Source organism: Hydrogenophaga sp., assembly GCF_050250835.1.
GTDB lineage: Bacteria > Pseudomonadota > Gammaproteobacteria > Burkholderiales > Burkholderiaceae_C > Hydrogenophaga.
The window spans coordinates 307-21,189 of sequence record NZ_JBFWNX010000018.1 but is presented as its reverse complement, the minus strand read 5'-3'; the positions used below and the strand labels follow the sequence as shown (position 1 = coordinate 21,189).

Annotated in this window: 18 protein-coding genes and 1 pseudogene; 8 read left to right on the top strand and 11 right to left on the bottom strand. The window is 66.2% G+C overall.

The features are described from left to right. The first annotated feature begins 1 nt into the window (after window position 1). Window positions 2–766: a 16S rRNA (adenine(1518)-N(6)/adenine(1519)-N(6))-dimethyltransferase RsmA gene (gene rsmA, locus AB7F11_RS18370; protein WP_428288672.1), complete on the top strand. Its 765-nt coding sequence runs from the start codon at window positions 2–4 to the stop codon at window positions 764–766. Between the two features lie 205 nt (window positions 767–971). Here rsmA and AB7F11_RS18365 read toward each other — a convergent pair. From AB7F11_RS18365 to bfr, 5 genes and pseudogenes are all read right to left on the bottom strand, one after another. Next, a pseudogene (locus AB7F11_RS18365) lies at window positions 972–1,367 on the bottom strand (barstar family protein); the annotation flags it as partial. A 53-nt stretch (window positions 1,368–1,420) separates the two neighbouring features. After that, on the bottom strand, window positions 1,421–1,852 hold the full coding sequence (locus AB7F11_RS18360) for a ribonuclease domain-containing protein (protein WP_428288671.1): 432 nt from the start codon (window positions 1,850–1,852) through the stop codon (window positions 1,421–1,423). A 224-nt stretch (window positions 1,853–2,076) separates the two neighbouring features. Further along, a complete protein-coding gene (locus AB7F11_RS18355) occupies window positions 2,077–4,404 on the bottom strand; it encodes an NADP-dependent malic enzyme (RefSeq protein ID WP_428288670.1) in 2,328 nt (775 codons plus the stop codon). A gap of 179 nt (window positions 4,405–4,583) precedes the next feature. After that, on the bottom strand, window positions 4,584–4,808 hold the full coding sequence (locus AB7F11_RS18350; protein ID WP_428288669.1) for a (2Fe-2S)-binding protein: 225 nt from the start codon (window positions 4,806–4,808) through the stop codon (window positions 4,584–4,586). Between the two features lie 120 nt (window positions 4,809–4,928). Further along, window positions 4,929–5,405, bottom strand: a complete 477-nt coding sequence (gene bfr / locus AB7F11_RS18345; RefSeq protein WP_428288668.1) for a bacterioferritin — start codon at window positions 5,403–5,405, stop codon at window positions 4,929–4,931. Window positions 5,406–5,557: 152 nt separating this feature from the next. Between bfr and AB7F11_RS18340 the strand changes: the two genes are divergently transcribed. Further along, window positions 5,558–5,863: a hypothetical protein gene (locus AB7F11_RS18340; protein ID WP_428288667.1), complete on the top strand. Its 306-nt coding sequence runs from the start codon at window positions 5,558–5,560 to the stop codon at window positions 5,861–5,863. 36 nt (window positions 5,864–5,899) lie between these two features. Next, complete coding sequence (locus AB7F11_RS18335) at window positions 5,900–6,268, top strand: hypothetical protein (protein ID WP_428288666.1); 369 nt, start codon at window positions 5,900–5,902, stop codon at window positions 6,266–6,268. Here the strand turns inward: AB7F11_RS18335 and AB7F11_RS18330 are convergent, their stop codons facing one another. From AB7F11_RS18330 to AB7F11_RS18305, 6 genes are all read right to left on the bottom strand, one after another. Further along, window positions 6,269–7,369 (bottom strand): DUF1513 domain-containing protein, encoded by a 1,101-nt coding sequence (locus AB7F11_RS18330; protein WP_428288665.1) that lies wholly within the window; start codon window positions 7,367–7,369, stop codon window positions 6,269–6,271. It lies immediately after the preceding gene. Next, window positions 7,353–8,435, bottom strand: a complete 1,083-nt coding sequence (locus tag AB7F11_RS18325; protein ID WP_428288664.1) for an imelysin family protein — start codon at window positions 8,433–8,435, stop codon at window positions 7,353–7,355. Before AB7F11_RS18325 ends, AB7F11_RS18330 begins: the two co-directional genes overlap by 17 nt. Then, window positions 8,432–9,925: a di-heme oxidoredictase family protein gene (locus tag AB7F11_RS18320; RefSeq protein ID WP_428288663.1), complete on the bottom strand. Its 1,494-nt coding sequence runs from the start codon at window positions 9,923–9,925 to the stop codon at window positions 8,432–8,434. The genes AB7F11_RS18325 and AB7F11_RS18320 overlap by 4 nt, the downstream gene beginning before the upstream one ends. Window positions 9,926–9,935: 10 nt before the next feature. Then, the gene (locus AB7F11_RS18315) at window positions 9,936–11,090 is read right to left on the bottom strand and encodes an imelysin family protein (protein WP_428288662.1); all 1,155 of its coding nucleotides are present in this window, start codon (window positions 11,088–11,090) and stop codon (window positions 9,936–9,938) included. 110 nt (window positions 11,091–11,200) lie between these two features. After that, window positions 11,201–12,598, bottom strand: coding sequence for an aminopeptidase P N-terminal domain-containing protein (locus AB7F11_RS18310; protein WP_428288661.1), 1,398 nt, complete (start codon window positions 12,596–12,598; stop codon window positions 11,201–11,203). A 48-nt stretch (window positions 12,599–12,646) separates the two neighbouring features. Beyond that, on the bottom strand, window positions 12,647–13,399 hold the full coding sequence (locus tag AB7F11_RS18305) for a nucleotidyltransferase family protein (protein WP_428288660.1): 753 nt from the start codon (window positions 13,397–13,399) through the stop codon (window positions 12,647–12,649). 198 nt (window positions 13,400–13,597) lie between these two features. Here AB7F11_RS18305 and tkt point away from each other — a divergent pair, with 198 nt between their 5' ends. From tkt to AB7F11_RS18280, 5 genes are all read left to right on the top strand, one after another. Next, on the top strand, window positions 13,598–15,631 hold the full coding sequence (gene tkt / locus AB7F11_RS18300) for a transketolase (RefSeq protein ID WP_428288743.1): 2,034 nt from the start codon (window positions 13,598–13,600) through the stop codon (window positions 15,629–15,631). A gap of 96 nt (window positions 15,632–15,727) precedes the next feature. After that, on the top strand, window positions 15,728–16,726 hold the full coding sequence (gap, locus tag AB7F11_RS18295) for a type I glyceraldehyde-3-phosphate dehydrogenase (protein ID WP_428288659.1): 999 nt from the start codon (window positions 15,728–15,730) through the stop codon (window positions 16,724–16,726). A gap of 91 nt (window positions 16,727–16,817) precedes the next feature. Then, window positions 16,818–17,414 (top strand): TetR/AcrR family transcriptional regulator, encoded by a 597-nt coding sequence (locus AB7F11_RS18290; protein ID WP_428288658.1) that lies wholly within the window; start codon window positions 16,818–16,820, stop codon window positions 17,412–17,414. Then, window positions 17,411–18,310 (top strand): alpha/beta hydrolase family protein, encoded by a 900-nt coding sequence (locus AB7F11_RS18285; protein WP_428288657.1) that lies wholly within the window; start codon window positions 17,411–17,413, stop codon window positions 18,308–18,310. The genes AB7F11_RS18290 and AB7F11_RS18285 overlap by 4 nt, the downstream gene beginning before the upstream one ends. 139 nt (window positions 18,311–18,449) lie before the next feature. Next, window positions 18,450–20,381, top strand: coding sequence for a S8 family serine peptidase (locus AB7F11_RS18280; RefSeq protein WP_428288656.1), 1,932 nt, complete (start codon window positions 18,450–18,452; stop codon window positions 20,379–20,381). Window positions 20,382–20,883: the final 502 nt, after the last annotated feature.

Here is a 20,883-nt window from a genome sequence, read left to right as displayed (position 1 = left end):
GATGAAACACATCGCGCGCAAGCGTTTCGGTCAGCACTTCCTGACCGACAGCGCCATCATCGAGTCCATCGTCGCGATCATCGCGCCTGCCGCCGCCGACGCCATGATCGAGATAGGCCCTGGGCTGGCCGCGCTCACCCAGCCCCTGGCGGAGCGTCTGAAACGACTCACCGTCATTGAACTCGACCGCGATCTGGCGGTTCGCCTGCGTGCCCACGGCTCGCTGGATGTGATCGAGTCGGATGTGCTGAAGGTGGATTTCACTGCGCTGGCTTCGCGTCTGGGCGCGATGAAGATCCGCGTCGTGGGCAACCTGCCCTACAACATCTCCACACCGATCCTCTTTCATCTGCTCGACCACGTGGACGTGATCCAGGACCAGCACTTCATGCTGCAAAAGGAAGTGATTGATCGCATGGTCGCAAGGCCTGCCACGTCGGACTACAGCCGGCTGTCGGTCATGCTGCAGTGGCGCTATGCCATGGAGAACGTGCTCTTCGTGCCGCCCGAAAGCTTCGACCCGCCACCGCGGGTGGACAGCGCCATCGTGCGCATGGTGCCCCTGGCCGAACCGCCGGCCATCGACGTGGCCCATTACGGCGAGCTGGTCCAGGCAGCGTTCAGCCAGCGCCGCAAGATCCTGCGCAACACGCTGGGCCGATGGTTGGATGAAAAGGGATTCACTGGCGAGTTCGACTTGCAACGCAGAGCCGAGGAAGTGCCGGTCAGCGAATACGTGAGCCTGGCGAAAAGCACGCAGGCATGAAAAAGCCCCGACAGGTGTCGGGGCTTATCCAGTGGCGCCGAGGGACCGGCGCGGGGGGTCAGGCCGCTGCCAGCCAATACCCTGCATTGAACGGACTGCTCATGCGCAGCGCCATCGGGCTGACGTCCAGGATCTTGTCGGTGGGCATCGGCTCGTCGCTCTGCACCTCGATCGGCTCTTCGCCCTTGGGAGAACGCGCCACCGAGAACGAATAGAAGCAGCGGAACGGAATCTTGCGGTCGGACCAGTAGTCGGCGGCGTCGCGGAAGATGTCGAGCAATTGCTCACGCGCTTCCTTGTCGAACTTCGCGTGCGCCGGAATGTGTTCCAACACCACGATGAACCCGGTCTGAGGACCGGATTTGTGGACCATGTCGGTCATGCAGTCGTAGAGCGCGTCGAAGTTCTTGCCGAAGTGCGAGGGCAAGGTGTATTGAGCCGCGATCAACTCCAGCACGTCCTGTTTGCTCTGGGCCTTGGCCAGGTTGGCGTAAAGGAAGTGGTGCCCCAAGTGCTCGGCCGCAGCCTGCAGGTCTTTCACGCCGTGGGCGCGAATCGACTGAACGATATTGGGTCGTACGTTACGAAGTGGCGTGTCCATCTCCGCGTCTCTTTCTAAGGTCAAAGTTAAAAATCTGCTCACATCACCAAGACCTACTGAACCACCAGCCTGAAGCTGGCGTAGTGGTCTTCGGTGTAATAACACGCTTCAGGCCAACGGGGCTTGAACCCACCGCATACGATCCGCCGGGCGCCCCGGTGGCTCAAGCCGGGGGTGGGCACCGTGTATTCCCGGTAGTACCCACGCTTCTGGCCCGGCAGCAGGCGTTCGCGATTGCCAAACACTGTGCCGTCTTTCTCGTACCGGAAGGGACCGCCTTGCCGGATCAGGCCCATCACTTCCTGGCCTTGTACCGGCAAACCGGAGACCGACATGGGCGTTGCGGCCAGCGCCGGAGCCGCAGCTTCGGGGGACCGGGCCTGCACCACAAAGGTGCCCATCGTGACCAACACGGTGGTCGCAATGGCCCAGGTGGCCACGTCCCTCACGCTCCCGATGCGAGCCCGGATCTGCTGCAGATCCATGAAATTCCCCTGCCTTTTGATGCAATCAACCCGCCTTTGTCGCCTGGGAAAAGTGAGCGATAAAGCATTCTTTTCCGGGGTGACTTGGGGCGGGTTAACCCTGAAATCCAAGCTCGCTAGTGTGCCTGAGGCGGCTTGAAATTGCAAGGGCCTGCTGAAAAAGAGGGCAAATTCAGGGCGTCAGAAATGTGTGTAAAAGTTAGCGCTTGCTTTTACAACAGGCGTCAACGGGAAACGTTTGCGTCCGCCACGGTGAGCGCGGTCATGTTGACGATGCGGCGCACGGTGGCGCTGGCTGTCAGGATGTGGACCGGCTTGTCGGCGCCCAGGAGAACCGGGCCGATGGCGATGTTTCCGCCGGCCGCCGTTTTCAGGAGGTTGTAGGCAATGTTCGCAGCGTCGATGTTGGGCAGCACGAGCAGGTTGGCCGCACCCTTGAGGGTTGAGTTCGGCATCAGCGCCTGGCGCGCGGCGGCGTCCAGTGCCACATCTCCGTGCATCTCTCCGTCTGCTTCCAGCCAAGGCGCCTGTTCCCGCAACAGGGCCAGTGTTCGGCGCATCTTGACCGCGCTGGGCTCGTCGCTGGATCCGAAGTTGGAATGCGACAGCAGCGCGGCCTTGGGTTGCAGGCCAAAGCGCAGCATCTCCTCGGCCGCCATCACCGTGATTTCGCACAGCTCTTCGGGCGTCGGGTCGTAGTTGACATGCGTGTCCACCAGGAACACCTGTCGGCCCGGCAGCATCAGGCCGTTCATGCAGGCGTAGATGCGCACGTCCTGAGCGGTGCTCGGGCTGCCGCCCTCGCGCTTGCCGATCACCTGGTCGATGTACTTCAGGTGAGTGTGGGTGGAGCCCCAGGTGCCGCAGATCATGCCGTCGACCTCTCCCTTGTGCAGCAGCATGGAGCCAATCAGCGTGAGGCGCCTGCGCATCTCGATCTTGGCAAGCTGCGCGGTCACGCCTCTGCGCTCGGTCATGCGGTGGTAGGTCTGCCAGAAGTCGCGGTACCGGCTGTCCTGTTCGACGTTGACGATGTCGTAGTCGAGTTCTTCGCGCAGTCGCAAGCCGAACTTCTCGATGCGCTGGGCAATGATCTCCGGCCGTCCAATCAGGGTGGGGCGCGCGAGGCCTTCGTCGACCACGATCTGGCAGGCGCGCAGCACGCGTTCTTCCTCGCCTTCGGCGTAGGCCACTCGTTTGCGCTCGGCCAGCTTCGCTGCCGCGAAGATCGGTTTCATGATGGTGCCGGAGGCGAACACGAAACTCTGCAGGCGCTCGCGGTACGCGGCCATGTCGACCACCGGACGCAGCGCCACACCGCTGTCGGCGGCGGCCTGCGCCACGGCAGGCGCGATCTTCATCATCAGGCGCGGGTCGAAAGGTTTGGGGATCAGGTACTCGGGTCCGAAAGCCAGCTTCTCGCCTGCGTAGGCGGCCGCCACCACCTCGCTCTGTTCGGCCTGCGCCAGTTCAGCGATGGCGTGCACCGCCGCGATCTCCATTTCATCGGTGATGGTGGACGCGCCCGCGTCAAGCGCGCCACGGAAGATGTACGGGAAGCACAGGACGTTGTTGACCTGGTTCGGGTAGTCGGTGCGGCCGGTGGCCATGATGGCGTCGTCCCGCACCGCCTTCACGTCTTCGGGCGAGATCTCGGGGTTCGGGTTGGCCAGCGCCAGGATGAGCGGGTTCGCGGCCATGCTCCTGACCATGTCCTGCTTGAGCACGCCACCCGCAGACAGGCCGAGGAAGATGTCGGCACCGGCAATCACATCGCGCAGGGTGCGGTGGCCAGTCTTTTGCGCGAACTGGATCTTGTCCTCGTCCATCAGTTCGGTGCGGCCCTCATACACCACGCCGGCCAGGTCGGTCACCCAGATGTTTTCGCGCGGAATGCCCAGCTTGACCAGCAGGCCCAGGCAGGCCAGGGCTGCGGCACCAGCGCCGGAGGTGACGAGCTTGATCTTTTTCGGGTCCTTCTTCACGACCTTCAGGCCGTTGAGGATGGCCGCGCCGACCACGATGGCGGTACCGTGCTGGTCGTCGTGGAACACCGGGATCTTCATGCGCTCGCGCAGCTTGCGCTCCACATAGAAGCAGTCTGGCGCCTTGATGTCTTCGAGATTGATGCCGCCGAAGGTGGGTTCGAGCGAGGCGATGATCTCGACCAGCCTGTCCGGGTCTTTCTCGTTGATCTCGATGTCGAACACGTCGATGCCCGAGAACTTCTTGAACAGCACGCCCTTGCCTTCCATCACCGGTTTGGCAGCCAGCGGGCCGATGTCGCCCAGGCCGAGCACGGCGGTGCCGTTGGTGATGACCGCCACAAGGTTGCCCCGGCTGGTGTACTTGAAGGCGTTGACCGGATCGGCCACGATTTCCTCGCAAGGCGCGGCCACGCCGGGCGAGTAGGCCAGCGCCAGATCGCGCTGGTTGGTGAGCTGCTTGGTGGCAGCGATGGCCACTTTGCCGGGGATGGGGAACTCGTGGTATTCGAGCGCGGCGCGGCGCAGTTCGGCACGCTTGTTCTCAGGGCTGTTGTCCATGCTCATGCTCGTGTCTCCAGCGAATTGTTATCTTGCGATGCGGAACGGAATCGCGCATTCTAAAGCGGTGACCGGGAAAACCCTAGTGCGTAAAACCGCGTAAAGCGGTGCAACGCTTTTGACGATTCAGGAGGGAATGTGCCCGGCAGGGCACGCTTTGACAAGGCGCAGTATGCGCCTGTACCTCAGGCGGCTGCGGCCTGGGCCGGCAAGGCGGCTGGGTGAAACTTCAGGTGGGCCACGGCCTGATGGGGCGTGCATTCCGACCACAGGGAGCGTGCGCAGGACTCGCACTGTCCGCATTGCGTGGCCACGCCCAGTTCGAGCTGGATGTCGTCGAATGCCATGCCCGAACGTGCGCAACGTGCGATGGTCTGGTCACTGACGCGATGGCAAACGCAAACGATCATGGCAGGAGGCAGGCAGGGTTGGAAAGTGGAAAAGCCTGCAAATGATAATTGATCGTATTCAATGAACCGGGAAAACCCCGCACGTTGGCGGGGTTTGGCGGACAGGCGGTACCGCTGGGTTCAGCTGGGCGAACCCATCTGGCTTTGCAGGTAGTTGGGCAGGCCCACTTTCTCGATCAGTTCGATCTGCGTTTCGAGGAAGTCGATGTGCTCTTCGGTGTCGTCCAGAATGCCTTGCAGCAGGTCGCGGGAAACATAGTCGCGCACCGTTTCGCAATGCGCAATGCCGTCCTTGATGGTTTTCTGCGCGCCGGTCTCCAGTGCCAGATCGCTTTTGAGGATCTCGGGCACATCCTCGCCGATGTGCAGCTTGCCCAGATCCTGCAGGTTGGGCAGGCCGTCGAGCGTGAAGATGCGGTCCATCAGTTTGTCGGCGTGCTTCATTTCACCGATGGATTCGGCGTATTCCTTGCCGGCCAGCTTGTCCAGGCCCCAGTGCTTGAGCATGCGGTAGTGGACGAAATACTGGTTGATGGCGGTCAGCTCGTTCTTGAGCTGGGCTTGCAAGTGGCCAATGGCCTTGGCGTCGCCTTTCATGGGCACTCCTTTCGCATTTTTTGAGAACAGGGCCGCATTGTGCGCGTTGCACGGGCTCGTTTCAGTTTTGAGAATCGGTTCGGCTTGCAAATGAGAATCGTTCTCATATAATTCAACCTCGCCAGCCTTCTTGAGGAGACCCGATGCGGACCATGCCCCCGACCGACCATGCCGACGAGGAGTACACCCTGCCCAGTGTGGAGGCCCTGCTGGCTGGCACGCTGGCGCTCATGACGGGCTACGCGCAGAGCGCAAAGGAGTGTCCGCACCGCGCCCACATGGCGGGCAAACTGGTGACCAATCTCCAACAGCTTTCAGGCCATTCCCAGCTTTCACCGCCCATGCAGGCGATGCTGGCCAACCTGCGCACCCGCTGGCAGCTCGAACTGCACAACGTGTCAGAAGAGCCGGGGAAACCCAAACCGGTATGGCATTCCATGCCCACCAGTCTGCAGTGACCTTCGATGGTTTTCTCAGCAGCCGCAAACCTTGAAGTGAGCACCGAACATGGTGTGCTCACGCGCCAGCTCGCAGGCTTGCAGCGCCGCGTGGAGACACAGATGCGAGCCAGCCAGGCGCAGTTGCTGGCGCTCGAAGGGGAAGTGCTGAGGCTTCGCACGCAACTCGTGCTGACGCGCACTTGCGTGCTCTGGGGGCTGAACGCCATGGTGTCGACGCGGCCGTTGCTGCAGCGACGAACGAATCCGGACGCTGCGCTGACCTCGTTGGCCGAAGCCAGTGGCGTGATCTGCCAGACCGGCTGCGTGGGCCATGCGCATCCATGGCTGGAGGCCGATGGGCAATGCCGGCGCACGGGTGGTGCGTGCAACCAGGTTACCGGCTACGCCGAAGAGCCGCCGTGATCACAACACGACCCAGTGATTGTCGAATTGAATCCGATGGGCGGCGCGGGCTTCGACGGCTTCGGGCGCGCACCACACGCCTTCTGACCCACTGGCCCACCAGTGGGCGCTATCTGCCGCCAGCGCATAGGCTTCGCGATGAGACTGGATCTGAGTCCAGAGCGCACTGGCATCGAACAAGGCCAGCGCGTCTGCACGCGGGCAACTCACCACAAAGCCTCCGCCGGGCCTGGCGCAGATGTCGCCGCCATAGCCCTGCATGGCAGGTTGCTCCCGCGCGGCCTGCAGGCGCTTGCCGTTCCACACCGCGAGCACCGGCGCGCGCCGCCTGGCGTCCGCATCGGGATGCTCGGCCTGCAGGGCAATGCCCACGGAACACGAAACCGGGTCCCAGGCGAGGTGGCGGATGCTGAGGAAAGAATCGTCCAGACGCCACCGACCCAGCAGCGCGCCATCGCGGGGGTTCAGTGCCACCAGGGAAGCGTCCATGCGGTCAAGCGCGCGCTTGCTGCGACCGGTTTCGGGCAGTGTGGGAATGCCGCCGTTGGCCACGATCAGGCTCCCGGCAGGCACCTCGCCCACTGGCTGGGGAAGCACCAGAAACTCGTGCGGATCCATGCCGTGCGTGGCCCACTCATCGCGCTTTTCCAGCGACTTCGCGTCTCGCACCGCGAGGCAGCCTTGCGCGTTGTCCAGATCGGTCTCGGTGGTCCAGATCGCCTGGCCGTCGGGGCTGGCGGCCGCGTGGCCGTTGAAGCGGCGGTCGTCTTCAATCCAGTGCCACTCGGTCTTGCCGCCGGCGGGGTGCCAGCGCAACAGCCAGTCGCCGGGGCGCCGCGCGGTGGCGAGCACGCTGCCGCCGGCTTCCACCAGCAGGCCGTGCGCGCGGGTGGGCACGATGATCTCGCGTTGAACCGACCAGCGCGCGCCATCGACACCGATCACGCCAATGCGTTGCTCACTGGAAGCTTGCCAGGCGGCAAGAAGACGCCTGGCGCCCGCGGGTGTGGCGGCCCGGGCGGGCGCAAGACATAGCGCAGCTGCCGCCGCCAACCATTGGCGACGCGACAGCAGCGGGGTGTCCTCAGTCCCCATCGGCATCGGAGAAGCCCAGAGGGACGTCGAGTGCGGCCGCCACTTCGTTCTGGAACAGCACGGTCACGGCTTTCATGGACTTCGTGAGTGCCAGCAGTTCACGTTCGCTGGATCGAGGTGTCAGCTTGTCCATGTCCGCCGTCACCTCGTCCAGCGCCTGGCCCCACTTCTGCGCCAGCGCAAGCTGGCCCCGGCCCATCAGCAGCGCTTCCATGGGCACGAGCGCGCTGCCCGCGGCGGGCGGCTGCGCACCTGGCGGCAGTCGGCCCTGTGCGAGCAGGCTCTGCCACTGTGCGCGCCAGTCGCGCAGTGCGCTTTCGCGGTCGAGACGGGCAAATGGAACCGGCGCGCCCGTGGCAGCCTTGCCCGTGGTCTGGTGGCTGGTGATGGGCTTCTCGATGTGGGCCCAGCGCAGCCGCTCCAGGCCGGCAAGCCACTGGTTCACCCACTCGGCGAGCGAGGCGGTGGTGACCTCCGGTTCATCGGACCATGCCTTGCTGGCCCAGGTGCCGAATTCGTTCTGAAGCGCGTGTGCCTCGGCCGCGATGCCTTGCGACACCAGTTCGGCATAGTGGCAGGCGGCGGCGGGTGCCGGTTGACGGCTTGCGGACCACTGGTTCATCAACACCTCGAGCGCCGGAAATCCTTTGGCGGGCGTGCCCACGCGGTCCATGTCGGCCAGGGTGGCGGGAGCTTTGTCCAGCGAGCGACGCAGCAGATCCGGGCGGGTTGGCCAGAAGTCGATCTGGCGCTGCGAGCGCCGCGCGACCAAGGGCCCCACAGCGGGCGTGGACAAAGTCTCCCAGTTCACCAACGTGCGCTTCCATTGCGTGCGCAGCGCGGCCAGTGGGGCCTGGCCCTGACAGAACTGGCGCGTGCTCTCGACGAGGCGATCTGCCTCACCCTGGAACGCACTTGCCAGCGGCGGCAGATGGTGGGTGTAGAGGCCCTGCATGGCCTGCTCGGCCGAGTAGTAGGGCGCAGCCACGACCGGCGCAGTGACTTGCGCGCCGACCCCCGAGATGCACAGCGCCAGCGCTGCGGCCGTGAGCGCGCGCAAGCGGTTGTTCATAGCGACTCCACGAATTTCACCAGTGCCTGCCGCTCGCCGGACTTCATCCTGAGCACCTTTTCTTTCGACACCTGTGCCTCGCCACCGTGCCACAGGATGGCTTCGAGCACGCCATTGGCACGACCATCGTGCAGCAGACGCTGGTGGCCGTTGACGTCCGGTATCAGGCCAATGCCCCACAGGGGCGGCGTCTTCCACTGGCTGCCGCTGGCCTGGAAATCCGGTCGGCCATCGGCCAGGTCGGGACCCATGTCGTGCAGCAACAGGTCGGTGTAGGGCCAGATGCGCTGGCCCTTCAGGGCCGTGCTGGTAAGGCTTGGGAACGGGCCTTCGGCAGTGACGTAGCTCGGTCGATGGCAGGTGGCGCATTGCGCCTGCGCAAACAGCGCCTGACCGCGCAACACCTGCGGGTCTTTCACCTTGCGCCGAGCGGCGGGAGCCAGCGTGGCCTGATAGAAGATCACCTGGCCCAGCGTCTCGTCGTCGATTTCGGGGCGCTGTGCGATCGCGCTGGAAGCTGGCACGATCCCATCGCGCCCGTTCGTCCGGCCGCCTCCGTGCGGCGCGGCCAGGCAGTCTTTCTGCGTGGGCGTGCAGGTCTCTTGCGGAAAGGCGTTGGAGGTGATGCCGATGTCGCCGTGGAAGGCGCCGGCGGTCTGGTGAGCAATGGTGGCGACGTTGGCCTTCCAGCCGAATCGACCCAGCCGCTCGCCCTGGGCGAACACGTCCCACACGCGGTTGGGCTGACCCTTGATGGGGCCGGGAGCGGTGGCCTGTTCGCGTGCGTTGCGCAGGATCTCCGCTTCCGGAATCGCTTCCAGCAAACCGATGCCGGCAATCTGTGGCGCGATGCGCGGGCTGACCATGAGGCCGGGTGCGAGCGGCCCATAGGCGAGATCGGTCAGCTTGTAGATCGGCTTTTGCAGTGTGTACCGCGTGCCGTCGGCAAAACGGCCGTGGACTGGATGCTGCCGCATCTCCACCCGGCCTTCGGGCCTGACGCCCTGGATGGCCGCGTTGTTGAACTGGTCGCCGTACACCGGATCGGGCCGCACGCCGGCCCCGGGCTCAGGCGTGCCGGCCACCGAAAGGCGCATGAGCAGCGCAACGGTGCCTTCGGGCTCGGCGCCCAGCGTGTTCTGCCAAGCCGGTGGGGCGCCCCGGCCGTCGAGCACATGGCAGCCCGCGCACGAACGCGCGATGAAATGCGGGCCCAGGCCGTCGCGCGCAGTGGTCGAGGCCGGGGCTTCGACCCAGTTGCGCTTGAAGAAGGAGTTGCCGATCACGAAACGCGTGCGCCCCGCGTCGTCCAGGTTGGCCAGAGGGAACGAGAACGCGTTCTTGCCGGTGGCGTAGACGGTGGTCTTGCCACCGGTCTTTTCACCGAGCGGATCGGGCGCCTCGTCCGCGTGCAACCACACGGCGGCGGCACAGCCGATGATCAGCATCGACGCCGCCACGAGCCGCCGAGGGGCGGTCAGAGACTTCATGGCGTCGTGTTCAGGGTTCCACCAGGGTCAGTTTTGCAATGCCCACGGCGCTGGCCGATTCGACCAGCAGCTTGGACTGCTCGACCAGGCTGGCAATCGTTTTTTCCACCGCTGGCCGGCCGGCCGATCCCTTGCCGATGGCGCGGTCAAATGGCGCTGGAATGGACTCCGCTGCGGCCACTGAGGCGGCCAGTTGCGCGGTGGTCTTCTCCGCCAGGTCGGCCTTCTTTGCGGCGACCAGATCGCGCACGCCAGGGCCTTGCAGCAGGCTGCCGTCCCGCTTTTTGTACTGGCCCAGCCACACGTTCTGGATGCCGGTGGCGTTGGTGACGATGTCCCGGTGCGTGTTGTCCGAGAAGCAGGAGTGCTCGTCTTCCTGGTCCTGCGAGTTCAGCGCGACCTCCATGCGCTCGCCGGCCAGTTCGCCGCGCGAGAGAGAACCCAGGCCGACGATGATCTTGCGCACCGACTCCTTGCCACCCTTCTCAAATCGGGCGCGGTAGTTCTTCTGGCCCGGGGCCCATGCCTTGGTCACCGCCGTCAGGTCGTCCACCAGCAGGGCCGTGGCCACAGTCAGGAACTGGCGGCGGCGCTCGGCGTTGGGTGTCTTGCCGTCCACATAGTCTTCAAACGACCGGTTGCCCGGGCCGGTCTCGCTCACATCCTGGCCCCAGAGCAGGAACTCGACAGCGTGCCAGCCGGAGCTGATGTTTTCCTCGCCACCGCGTTCGTTGAACTTGGCCAGATTGGTCTTGGTGATCTTGAATTTGGGGTTGTTGATCAGGCCGGCCTTGGGCTTGCCCTGCACGTAGTCCACATAGGCCTCGTCCAGCGGCCAGGCGTTGATCTGCCCTTCCGGGCCCTTGTCGTCGTCGATCGGCCCGCTGTAGAAACGGAAAGCCTCTGTCTGGCCATACGACTCGCGGGCGGCCAGCCAGGCCTTGCGTGCGGCGGTCAGGCCGTCGGCCGAGGGTGCAGCCACGAAGGCGGCGATGGCCGCCTGCATTTCCTGAGCGCCGGCGAGGGTGTCGCTGTAGTTGGCGTACACCAGCGTGGCGTAGTGGGCGGCCACACTGGCAGGGGTTGCGGCAGCGGTTTGTGCCTGTGCGGTGGCATTCAGGGCCACGCCAAGGATGGCGGCGGCCAGGGCGGTCTTGAGGTGCATGGGTTCTCCTGGGAAGTGGCGCGAACGGATGTCCGAATGCCCAGGAGAATATCTTAAATGCGAATGATTATCAGAAAATTAACGCATTTCAAAAGGGGTCACACGCCGTTTCAGTCGCGCATGAGGGCCTCAATCTCGTCCGCCTGGACCGGCACCCCGCGCGAGATCAGCTCGCAGCCGGTCGCCGTGACGATGGCGTCGTCTTCGATGCGGATGCCGATGTTCCAGAACTGCTCGGGCACGCCGGCGCCGGGCCGCACATACAGTCCGGGCTCGATGGTGAGCACCATGCCCGAGCGCAGTAGGCGGCTGGGCCGGTCCTTGATGGTTTCGCCGCTCAGCGGGTCCTTGCGTTCGCTCACCGTGCCCAGCTCGGACGGTTCCACGTAGCTGCCGCAGTCGTGCACGTCCATGCCCAGCCAGTGACCAGTGCGGTGCATGTAGAACGGGAAATAGGCGCGGTTGGCGATCACATCCTGCGCGTTGCCCACCTTGTTCCTGTCCAGCAGGCCCACATCGAGCAGGCCCTGCGCGAGCACGGCCACCGTGGCCTCGTGCGGGTCGACGAAGCGTGCGCCTGCCTTGGTGGCGGCCACCGCGGCGTCCTGGCTGGCGAGCACCAGGTCGTAGAGCGTGCGCTGCGGCCCGGTGAACTGGCCATTGGCCGGAAAGGTTCGGGTGATGTCGCTGGCGTAGCCGTCGAGCTCGCAGCCGGCGTCGATCAGCACCAGCTCGCCGCTGCGAATGGGCGCGGCATCGGCGCGGTAGTGCAGCACGCAGGCATTGGCGCCGGCGGCAACGATGCTGCCGTAGGCCGGGTATTGCGAGCCGTGTTCGCGAAAGGCGTGAAGCAGCTCGGCGTCCAGGTGGTACTCGCGCACGTCCAGGCCAGCGCGCAGCATGGCCGCGCTGCGCCGCATGGCACGGATGTGGGCCTGTGCGCTGATCTGCGCGGCGCGGCGCATGGTGGCTTGCTCGTGTGCGTCCTTCACCAAGCGCATCTCGTCGAGCAGGCCGCACAGGTCGCGTTGCGACTCGGGACACAGCGCGCCGTACCGCACCCGCGCGCGCACCGGCTGCAGCCAGGCGTTGACGCGACTCTCCAGGCCATCGTGGGTGGCAAACGGGTACCACACGGTGTGCTGGTTCTCCAGCAGTCCGGGCAGGCGCTGGTCGAGCTCGGCCACGGAAAAGGCGTCGTTCACGCCCAGGCTTTCCGGAGCCGCAGCGGGGCCCAGTCGAATGCCGTCCCAGATCTCGCGTTCCAGGTCCTTGGGCTGGCAGAACAGCGTGGTACCGCCCTCGGCGGTGATCACCAGCCAGGCGTTGGGCTCGGTGAAGCCGGTGAGGTAATAGAAGTAGCTGTCGTGCCGGTAAAGGAAGTCGCTGTCGCGGTTGCGCGGCCGCTCGGGCGCGGTAGGCACGATGGCGATGCCGCCGGCGCCCAGTTGGGCGGCCACGCGGGCGCGGCGTTCAGCGTAGATCTGGGTGTGGGTGGTGGCGTCCATGCGCGCCATTGTCGGGGTTTTGGCGCGATCTGACAGCGTCCCGGAAGATCAACCGGCAGCGTTCAACTCTTCCAGCCGGGCGGGCGTTCCCACATCGACCCAGGGCCCTGTGTAAAGCTCCGCGCTCACGCGGCCCGCGTCCATGGCACGGCGCAGCAACGGTGCCAGCGGTTCTGCCGTGCCCTGCGGGTTGCCCGGCAGGATGTCGCACCAGGGCGGCTCGAACAGTTCGCGTCGGTACAGGCCGATGGTGCTGTAGGTGTGGCGCCCATCGGCCTGGTTCAACGCCAGACCCTCTGGGCTCAGGCCGAAATCACCGCGCGGGTTGTGCGCCGGATTGGGCACCAGCCACAGGTGCGCGAGCATGGAGCTGGTCTCGAAGCGCGCCACGCTGGCGGGCGCGAACACAAAGCCGGGCACATACACGTCACCCGCCAGCACCCAGAACACGTCGCCCAGCAGGGGCAAGGCGCGCGCGATGCCACCAGCCGTTTCGAGGGCGTAGCCGAAATCCTGGCCCTCTCGCGAGACGGTCACCTGAGCGCCGGGGTGGCGGGCTTGCCACTGCGCGCAGAAGTCCTCGATCTGCTCGCCCAGCCAGGCGGTGTTGATCACCAGGCGCTGAAAGCCACCAGCGTGGAGCGCTTCCATGGGCCATTGCATCAAGGGTTTGCCTTGCACCGCCAGGAGGGGCTTGGGCTGACTGTCGGTGAGCGGGCGCATGCGCATGCCGCGTCCGGCTGCGAGGATCATGGCCGCAATCGGAGCGGCGGCGGTCGGTTCGGCGGCAAGTCGGGGCATGGGGCTGTGTGGTGCGCGTGTGGAATTATGTGCGCGGCCGGGCACGAAGGCCGGGATCGCTGAGGGCAGAGGCCGGTCAGGCCGATAAAATCTCAGGTTTTGCGCCGCCACGCCATCCCTCCCTTCCTCACTTCTTCCCCACCTCCCATGTCCGACGCCGCCAGCACCTCTACCCGCACCGCTCCCGCCGTCTCGGCCATGACGCCGCAGATCCAGGCCAACGCCATTCGCGCCCTGGCCATGGACGCGGTGCAGCAGGCCAACTCTGGCCACCCGGGTGCGCCCATGGGCATGGCAGACATGGCAGTGGCGCTGTGGGGCCGCCACCTTCGCCACAACCCGGCCAACCCGCAGTGGGCCAACCGCGACCGTTTCGTGCTCTCCAACGGTCACGGATCCATGTTGATCTACGCGCTGCTGCACCTCACTGGCTACCCGCTGCCCATCGGGGAGCTGAAGAACTTCCGCCAGCTGCACAGCAAGACCGCCGGCCACCCCGAAGTGGGCATCACGCCTGGCGTGGAAACCACCACCGGCCCGCTGGGTCAGGGCATCACCAACGCCGTGGGCATGGCGCTGGCGGAGAAGCTGCTGGCGGCCGAGTTCAACCGCCCGGGCCACGCCATCGTCGACCACCACACCTACGTCTTCCTGGGTGATGGCTGCCTGATGGAGGGCATCAGCCACGAGGCCTGCGCACTGGCCGGCGCCTGGAAACTCAACAAGCTGGTCGCCCTCTATGACGACAACGGCATCTCCATCGACGGCCAGGTCACGCCCTGGTTCATCGACAACACCGCGTTGCGCTTCGCCGCGTACGGGTGGAACGTGATCGGACCGATCGACGGCCACGATACCGAGGCGGTGGACCGCGCCATTGCCGACGCGAAGAACAAGGCCGATGCGCCCACGCTGATCATCTGCAAGACCGCCATCGGCAAAGGCAGCCCCAACCGCGCCAACACCGCCAAGGCACACGGCGAGCCGCTGGGTTCCGACGAAATCCAGCTCACCCGCGAGGCCCTGGGCTGGACGCACAAGCCCTTTGAAGTGCCGCCGGAGGTGTACGCGGCCTGGGACGCGAAGGCTGCAGGCAAGAATGCGGAGACCGCCTGGAACGCCGCCTTCGCCGCCTACAAGGCGGCGTTTCCCGACCTCGCCAGAGAATTCACCCGCCGCATGAAGGGCGAACTGCCGAAGAATTTCGCGCAGGTGGCGGTGGACGCCGCCGTGGCTGCGCACACCAAGGCCGAGACCGTGGCCAGCCGCAAGGCCAGCCAGCTCGCGCTGGAAGCCTTCACCGCCGCGCTGCCCGAGCTGCTGGGCGGCAGCGCCGACCTCACCGGCTCCAACCTCACCAACACCAAGGCCACGCCCGCACTGCGCTTCAACGTGGCTGGCGAGGTGGTGAAAAATGAGCACGGCCAGGGCGGCCGGCACATCAACTACGGCGTGCGTGAATTCGGCATGGCCGCCATCTTGAACGGCGTGGCGCTGCACGGCGGCTTCATCCCTTACGGCGGCACCTTCCTCACCTTCAGCGACTACAGCCGCAACGCCATCCGCATGGCCGCGCTCATGAAGCAGCGCGTCATCCACGTGTTCACCCACGACTCCATCGGCCTCGGTGAAGACGGCCCGACGCACCAGTCCGTTGAACACGCAGCCAGCCTGCGTCTGATCCCCAATCTGGATGTCTGGCGACCCGCCGACACCGCCGAGACGGCCGTGGCCTGGGCGGTGGCGCTGCAGAACACCAGCCGACCCACGGCCCTGCTGCTGAGCCGCCAGAACCTCCCCTACGCACCCAAGGGCGACCTGGGCGACATCAGCAAAGGCGCGTACGTCCTGGCAGAGCCCGCCGAGGTGGGTCTGAAGAAAAAGGCGCAGGCGCTGATCGTCGCCACCGGTTCCGAGGTGCAGCTGGCGCTCAAGGCGCAGGAACTGCTCGCCCGCGAACACCAGATCGCTGTGCGCGTGGTCTCCATGCCCAGCACCAGCACCTTTGACCGTCAGGACGCGGCCTACAAAACTTCAGTGCTGCCCGCCGGACTGCCGCGCATTGCCGTGGAGATGGGTTCCACCGACGGCTGGTGGAAGTACGGGGTGGCTGCGGTGGTTGGCCTGGACACCTATGGTGAGTCGGCGCCCGCACCGGTGCTGTTCAAGCACTTCGGCTTCACGCCTGAAAACGTGGCGGACACGGTGCGTGCCGTGCTCGCCAAGCGCTAGTCCCGTTCGGGCTGAGTTTGTCAAAGCCCCCGCACGGGTGGGCCCTTCGACAAACTCAGGGCGAGCGGATCGAATTTTTCAATCCAAGGAGCATTCATGACCATCAAGATCGGCATCAACGGCTTCGGCCGCATCGGCCGCAACGTGCTGCGCAGCGCCCTGCAGAACTTCAGCGACATCGAAGTCGTGGCCATCAACGATCTGCTTGAACCCGAGTACCTGGCCTACATGCTGCAGTACGACAGCGTGCACGGCCGCTTCAAGGGCGATGTGAAAGTCGAAGGCAACACCCTCATCGTCAACGGCAAGAAGATCCGCCTGACCCAGGAACGCGACCCCGCCAACCTCAAGTGGAACGAAGTCGGTGCTGAGGTCGTGATCGAATCCACCGGCCTGTTCCTGGACAAGGTGACCGCACAGAAGCACCTGGACGCTGGCGCGAAGAAGGTCATCCTCTCGGCCCCCTCCAAGGACGACACGCCCATGTTCGTCTACGGCGTCAACGACAAGACCTACAAGGGTGAGGCCATCATCTCCAACGCGTCGTGCACCACCAACTGCCTGGCGCCCATCGCCAAGGTGCTCAACGACAAGTGGGGCATCAAGCGCGGCCTCATGACCACCGTGCACGCCGCCACCGCCACGCAGAAGACCGTGGACGGCCCTTCGAACAAGGACTGGCGCGGCGGCCGCGGCATCCTGGAGAACATCATCCCCAGCAGCACCGGCGCGGCCAAGGCCGTCGGCGTGGTGATCCCCGAGCTCAACAAGAAGCTCACCGGCATGAGCTTCCGCGTGCCCACTTCTGACGTTTCCGTGGTGGACCTGACGGTGGAACTGCACAAGGACGCCACGTACGAAGAAATCTGCGCCGAGATGAAGGCGCAGAGCGAAGGCGCTCTGAAAGGCGTGCTGGGCTACACGACCGACAAGGTGGTGGCCACCGATTTCCGCGGCGACACCCGCACCTCCATCTTCGACGCCGACGCCGGCATCGCGCTGGACAAGACCTTCATCAAAGTCGTGAGCTGGTACGACAACGAGTGGGGCTACTCCAACAAATGCCTTGAGATGGTTCGCGTTGTGGCCAAGTGAGCGCACGCTGACTATCAAAAAAAAGCGCCTTCTGGCGCTTTTTTTGTGTCCGGACTTGACACTAGACCGACCGGTCTATAGATTGCGCCTGATGAACGAAGTCCCCACCCCCGGCACCCGCGAGCGCCTGATCGCCGCCATGATCGACGCGCTGCGCAGGCGTGGTCTGCACGGCATCGGCCTGACCGAACTGCTGGCCCAGGCGGGCGCACCCAAGGGCGTGCTCTACCACCACTTTCCGGGCGGCAAGACCGAGCTCGCGGTGGCTGCGATCGACGCCGTGGTGGACCGCATGCTGCGCGGGCTCGATGCCTTGCTGGCCACCACGCCCGACCCGATCGAGGCCACGCGCCGATGGATGGCGGGCGCCACTGCACGCCTGCAGGACAGCGGGTTTGAATCCGGCTGTCCGCTGGCCACCGTGGCGCTGGAGTCCACCCCGGACGATCCTGCGTTGCGCGCTGCCCTCAACCAGGCATTCGCTCGCCTGCGCGAGCGCATTGCGCTGGCGCTCGCGCAGGCTGGCGAGCCGACCGACCGAGCCCATGGTGTGGCGGCGCTGATCGTGGCCACCTACGAAGGCGGCCTGTTGCAGGCCCGCGTGGCGCAGAGCATCGAACCCATCCACTTGGCCACGCAGGCATTGCTCACCTTGCTTGCGGGCCGTGCCCAGGCTGCAACCAAATGAACCCCACCCTCGACTTACCCGTGCAGGCCGAGCGCCTCTCCCTCGTCGCCGCTGATGGTTACGAACTGGCGGCGCTGCGCTACCGCAGCGCCGGCCCTGCGCGAGCGCACCTTGTGGTCGCTGGCGCCACGGGTGTGCCGCAGGGCTTCTACAAGCGGTTTGCGGAACATGCCGCCGGGCGCGGTTTCGACGTGCTCACGCTGGACTACCGGGGCATCGGTCAGTCGGCCCCGCCTTCGCTCAAGGGCTTCCGCATGAACTACCTCGACTGGGGCCGGCTCGACCTGGCCGCTGGCGTGCAGGCCATGCGCCAGGAGGGCATGCCGCTGTACCTGGTGGGCCATTCCTATGGGGGCCATGCGCTGGGCCTGCTGCCCCGGCACGATTGGGTCGATGGCGCCTGGACCTTCGCCACCGGCGCCGGCTGGCACGGCTGGATGCCGCCGCTGGAGCAAATGCGTGTGCTCTTCATGTGGCGGGTGCTCGGCCCGGTCTGGACGCGCATGGCCGGCTACCTGCCCTGGAGCCGGCTGGGCATGGGCGAAGACTTGCCGCTGGACGTGTACCGCCAATGGCGCCACTGGTGTGGTTTCCCGCGATATTTCTTTGACGATCCGCGCATGAGCGCCACCACCGACCGCTTCGACGAAGTGCGTTTTCCGATTGTGGCGGCCAACGCGCTGGACGATGCCTGGGCGCCACCCGCATCCCGCGACGCGTTCATGGCCGGCTACCGCAACGCCCCGGTGCGCGCCATCACGATAGATCCCCGCCAGGCAGGGCTCGGCCCGATCGGCCACATGGGGTACTTTCGTCCCAGGGCACAGCCACTGTGGAACGAGGCGCTGGACTGGATTGACGCGCAGCGCCTGGGCGCGTTACCCCGCGCGGGCTGATGGGCAAGCCGTTGCACCGACGACGAAAGTACTTGAATGGGAGGTAACAGGCGCATGAGCCCCAGGGCGCCGTGTCAGAATAACCCGCGAGTCCCCCACCCATTGCATGCCCGCCGATCGGCTCATGCTACAAAACGTAATGAGCCGATTTCTCTCGACATGCCTGTTGGGCTTCGTGGTGCTGCTGGGCATGAGCGCCTGGCCGGCCGCCGCCCGCCCTGTGCAGGAAACGGCGGTGGCCACCGGCCTGATCATCGGCTTCAAGGACGGCAAAGAGGAGCGGACCACGCGCCATGTCGATCGAGGCCCCTGGGCCTCCGAACGCGAACGGGCCCGCAAGACCTGGGACCGTTCGGCGCGCCGTGACCGGGAGCGTGTGGCCCGGCTGGCCCAGGAATCCGGCGTCGCGCTGGCCGGCGCGGGTGAGGCGGGCAATGCCCACCTGCTGCGTCTCGAACGTCCGCTCAAAGGCCAGGCGCTGGACCGCGCCATGCGCCGACTGCGGCTGCATCCCGAAGTTGCCTGGGTCGAACCCAACGTCTTGCTGCCCCGCCAGCAGCTTGCCCCCGGGGCGCCCAACGACTCGCTGTATTCGCTTCAGTGGTACCTGCAGCCAGCCGACAACGTCACCAATTTCTCTGGCATGAACCTGCCGGGTGCCTGGACCATCCGCAACGGCAGCCCGGTGGTGGTGGCCGTGGTCGACAGCGGCGTGCGTTTCGATCACCCGGATCTGGCCGGCCGGCTGCTCGCGGGCTACGACCTCGTGAGCGAAATCGACATTGCGAACGATGGCGGCGGCCGGGATGCCGACGCCAGTGATCCCGGCGACTGGGTGACTGTCGGCGAAGCCGGTCAGGGCATCTTCCAGTATTGCTCTCCCTCCAACAGCGTCTGGCACGGCACCTTCATCGCCGGCCAGATCGCCGCCGCCTCCAACAACGGCGCCGGCGTGACAGGCCTCAACTGGGGCGCCAGCGTGCTGCCGGTGAGGGTGTCGGGCAAATGCGGCGCGCTCGTGTCGGACCTGCTCGACGGCCTGCGCTGGGCCGCCGGCCTGCCCGTGGCGGGCGTGCCCGTGAACAGCACGCCGGCCAAGGTGATCAACCTCAGCTTCGGCGGCGATGCGCCCTGCTCTCAGGCCTATCAGGACACCATCGACGAAGTCACCGACGCCGGCGCGCTGCTGGTGGTGGCGGCGGGCAACAACCAGCCGCTGGGCAATCCCACCCTGACGCGCCCGGCCGACTGCCAGCGCGTGATGGCCGTGGCCGCGGTGCGCAAGGACGGCGCCAAGGCTTCGTATTCGAATTTCGGCTCACAGGTGGCTTTGGCCGCACCGGGCGGCTCCATAGAGTCGAACCCGAACCATTTCCTGGTCTCCACCGACAACAGCGGCACCACCACGCCGACGAGCAATTCGTACGGCTACAAACAGGGCACCAGCTTCTCGGCGCCGCAGGCGGCCGGCGTGGCCAGCCTCATGCTGGGCATCAACCCGGCGCTCTCGCCTGCACAGCTCATCGACCGCATGAAGACCGGTGCGCGCACGCACGCCTTCGACGCTGGACGCAGCACCTGCAGTGCCACACACCCAGGCATCTGCAACTGCACCCCCAGCACTTGTGGCGCCGGCTTGCTGGATGCCGAACGCTCGCTGCAGCTCGCGGCAGGCCCGGCCGCGGTGATCGAGCGCCTGGGCCAGGTCGAGCCCGGCAGCGTCATCGCGCTTGACGGCCGCCAGAGCGTGGCCATCACCGGTTCGACCATCGTCAGCCACCAGTGGCAACAGACGGCCGGGACGTCGGTCACGTTGACGAACAGCGCCACGCCGCTGGCGGGCACCACGCTTGCGACCGAGGGCACGTACGTGTTTCGACTCACCGTGGTCGATGACCTGGGGCGTACAGGCTCCGACACGGTGCAGGTGGTGGCAGCCATGCCACCTCCACCCGCGGGCGGTGGCGGCGGTTCCAGCAGCCTTTTATGGGGCCTGAGCCTCTGGGCATGGGTGTTGGGCGCAATCGCAACGCAACGCAACCACCTGAGCCGCCGGACCCGCCGCGCCTGAGCACGCAACGGCGGAGCGCGGGGGGGCCAGGGGCCAGCCGCCGGGCCGCCCCAAGGCAGGCCCAGCCCCCTCGGGGGGCAGCGACCCGCGCAGCGGCGGAGCGTGGGGGCAACGAGAACGGGCCAGCCGCCGGGCCGCCCCCAAGGCAGGCCCAGCCCCCTCGGGGGGCAGCGACCCGCGCAGCGGCGGAGCGTGGGGGCAACGAGAACGGGCCAGCCGCCGGGCCGCCCCCAAGGCAGGCCCAGCCCCCTCGGGGGGCAGCGACCCGCGCGGCGGCGGAGCGTGGGGGCCAGGGCCAGCCGCCGGGCCGCCCCCAAGGCAGGCCCAGCCCCCTCGGGGGGCAGCGACCTGCGCAGCGGCGGAGCGTGGGGGCCAGGGCCAGCCGCCGGGCCGCCCCCAAGGCAGGCCCAGCCCCCTCGGGGGGCAGCGACCCGCGCGGCGGCGGAGCGTGGGGGCCAGGGCCAGCCGCCGGGCCGCCCCCAAGGCAGGCCCAGCCCCCTCG

Excerpts from the sequence above, each read along its gene's own strand:
- rsmA (WP_428288672.1), top strand. The coding sequence starts at position 2 with ATGAAACACATCGCGCGCAAGCGTTTCGGTCAGCACTTCCTGACCGAC.
- AB7F11_RS18360 (WP_428288671.1), bottom strand. The coding sequence starts at position 1,852 with ATGGATCTGCAGCAGATCCGGGCTCGCATCGGGAGCGTGAGGGACGTG.
- AB7F11_RS18355 (WP_428288670.1), bottom strand. The coding sequence starts at position 4,404 with ATGAGCATGGACAACAGCCCTGAGAACAAGCGTGCCGAACTGCGCCGC.
- AB7F11_RS18350 (WP_428288669.1), bottom strand. The coding sequence starts at position 4,808 with ATGATCGTTTGCGTTTGCCATCGCGTCAGTGACCAGACCATCGCACGT.
- bfr (WP_428288668.1), bottom strand. The coding sequence starts at position 5,405 with ATGAAAGGCGACGCCAAGGCCATTGGCCACTTGCAAGCCCAGCTCAAG.
- AB7F11_RS18340 (WP_428288667.1), top strand. The coding sequence starts at position 5,558 with ATGCCCCCGACCGACCATGCCGACGAGGAGTACACCCTGCCCAGTGTG.
- AB7F11_RS18330 (WP_428288665.1), bottom strand. The coding sequence starts at position 7,369 with ATGCCGATGGGGACTGAGGACACCCCGCTGCTGTCGCGTCGCCAATGG.
- AB7F11_RS18325 (WP_428288664.1), bottom strand. The coding sequence starts at position 8,435 with ATGAACAACCGCTTGCGCGCGCTCACGGCCGCAGCGCTGGCGCTGTGC.
- AB7F11_RS18320 (WP_428288663.1), bottom strand. The coding sequence starts at position 9,925 with ATGAAGTCTCTGACCGCCCCTCGGCGGCTCGTGGCGGCGTCGATGCTG.
- AB7F11_RS18315 (WP_428288662.1), bottom strand. The coding sequence starts at position 11,090 with ATGCACCTCAAGACCGCCCTGGCCGCCGCCATCCTTGGCGTGGCCCTG.
- AB7F11_RS18310 (WP_428288661.1), bottom strand. The coding sequence starts at position 12,598 with ATGGACGCCACCACCCACACCCAGATCTACGCTGAACGCCGCGCCCGC.
- AB7F11_RS18305 (WP_428288660.1), bottom strand. The coding sequence starts at position 13,399 with ATGCCCCGACTTGCCGCCGAACCGACCGCCGCCGCTCCGATTGCGGCC.
- tkt (WP_428288743.1), top strand. The coding sequence starts at position 13,598 with ATGACGCCGCAGATCCAGGCCAACGCCATTCGCGCCCTGGCCATGGAC.
- gap (WP_428288659.1), top strand. The coding sequence starts at position 15,728 with ATGACCATCAAGATCGGCATCAACGGCTTCGGCCGCATCGGCCGCAAC.
- AB7F11_RS18290 (WP_428288658.1), top strand. The coding sequence starts at position 16,818 with ATGAACGAAGTCCCCACCCCCGGCACCCGCGAGCGCCTGATCGCCGCC.
- AB7F11_RS18285 (WP_428288657.1), top strand. The coding sequence starts at position 17,411 with ATGAACCCCACCCTCGACTTACCCGTGCAGGCCGAGCGCCTCTCCCTC.
- AB7F11_RS18280 (WP_428288656.1), top strand. The coding sequence starts at position 18,450 with ATGAGCCGATTTCTCTCGACATGCCTGTTGGGCTTCGTGGTGCTGCTG.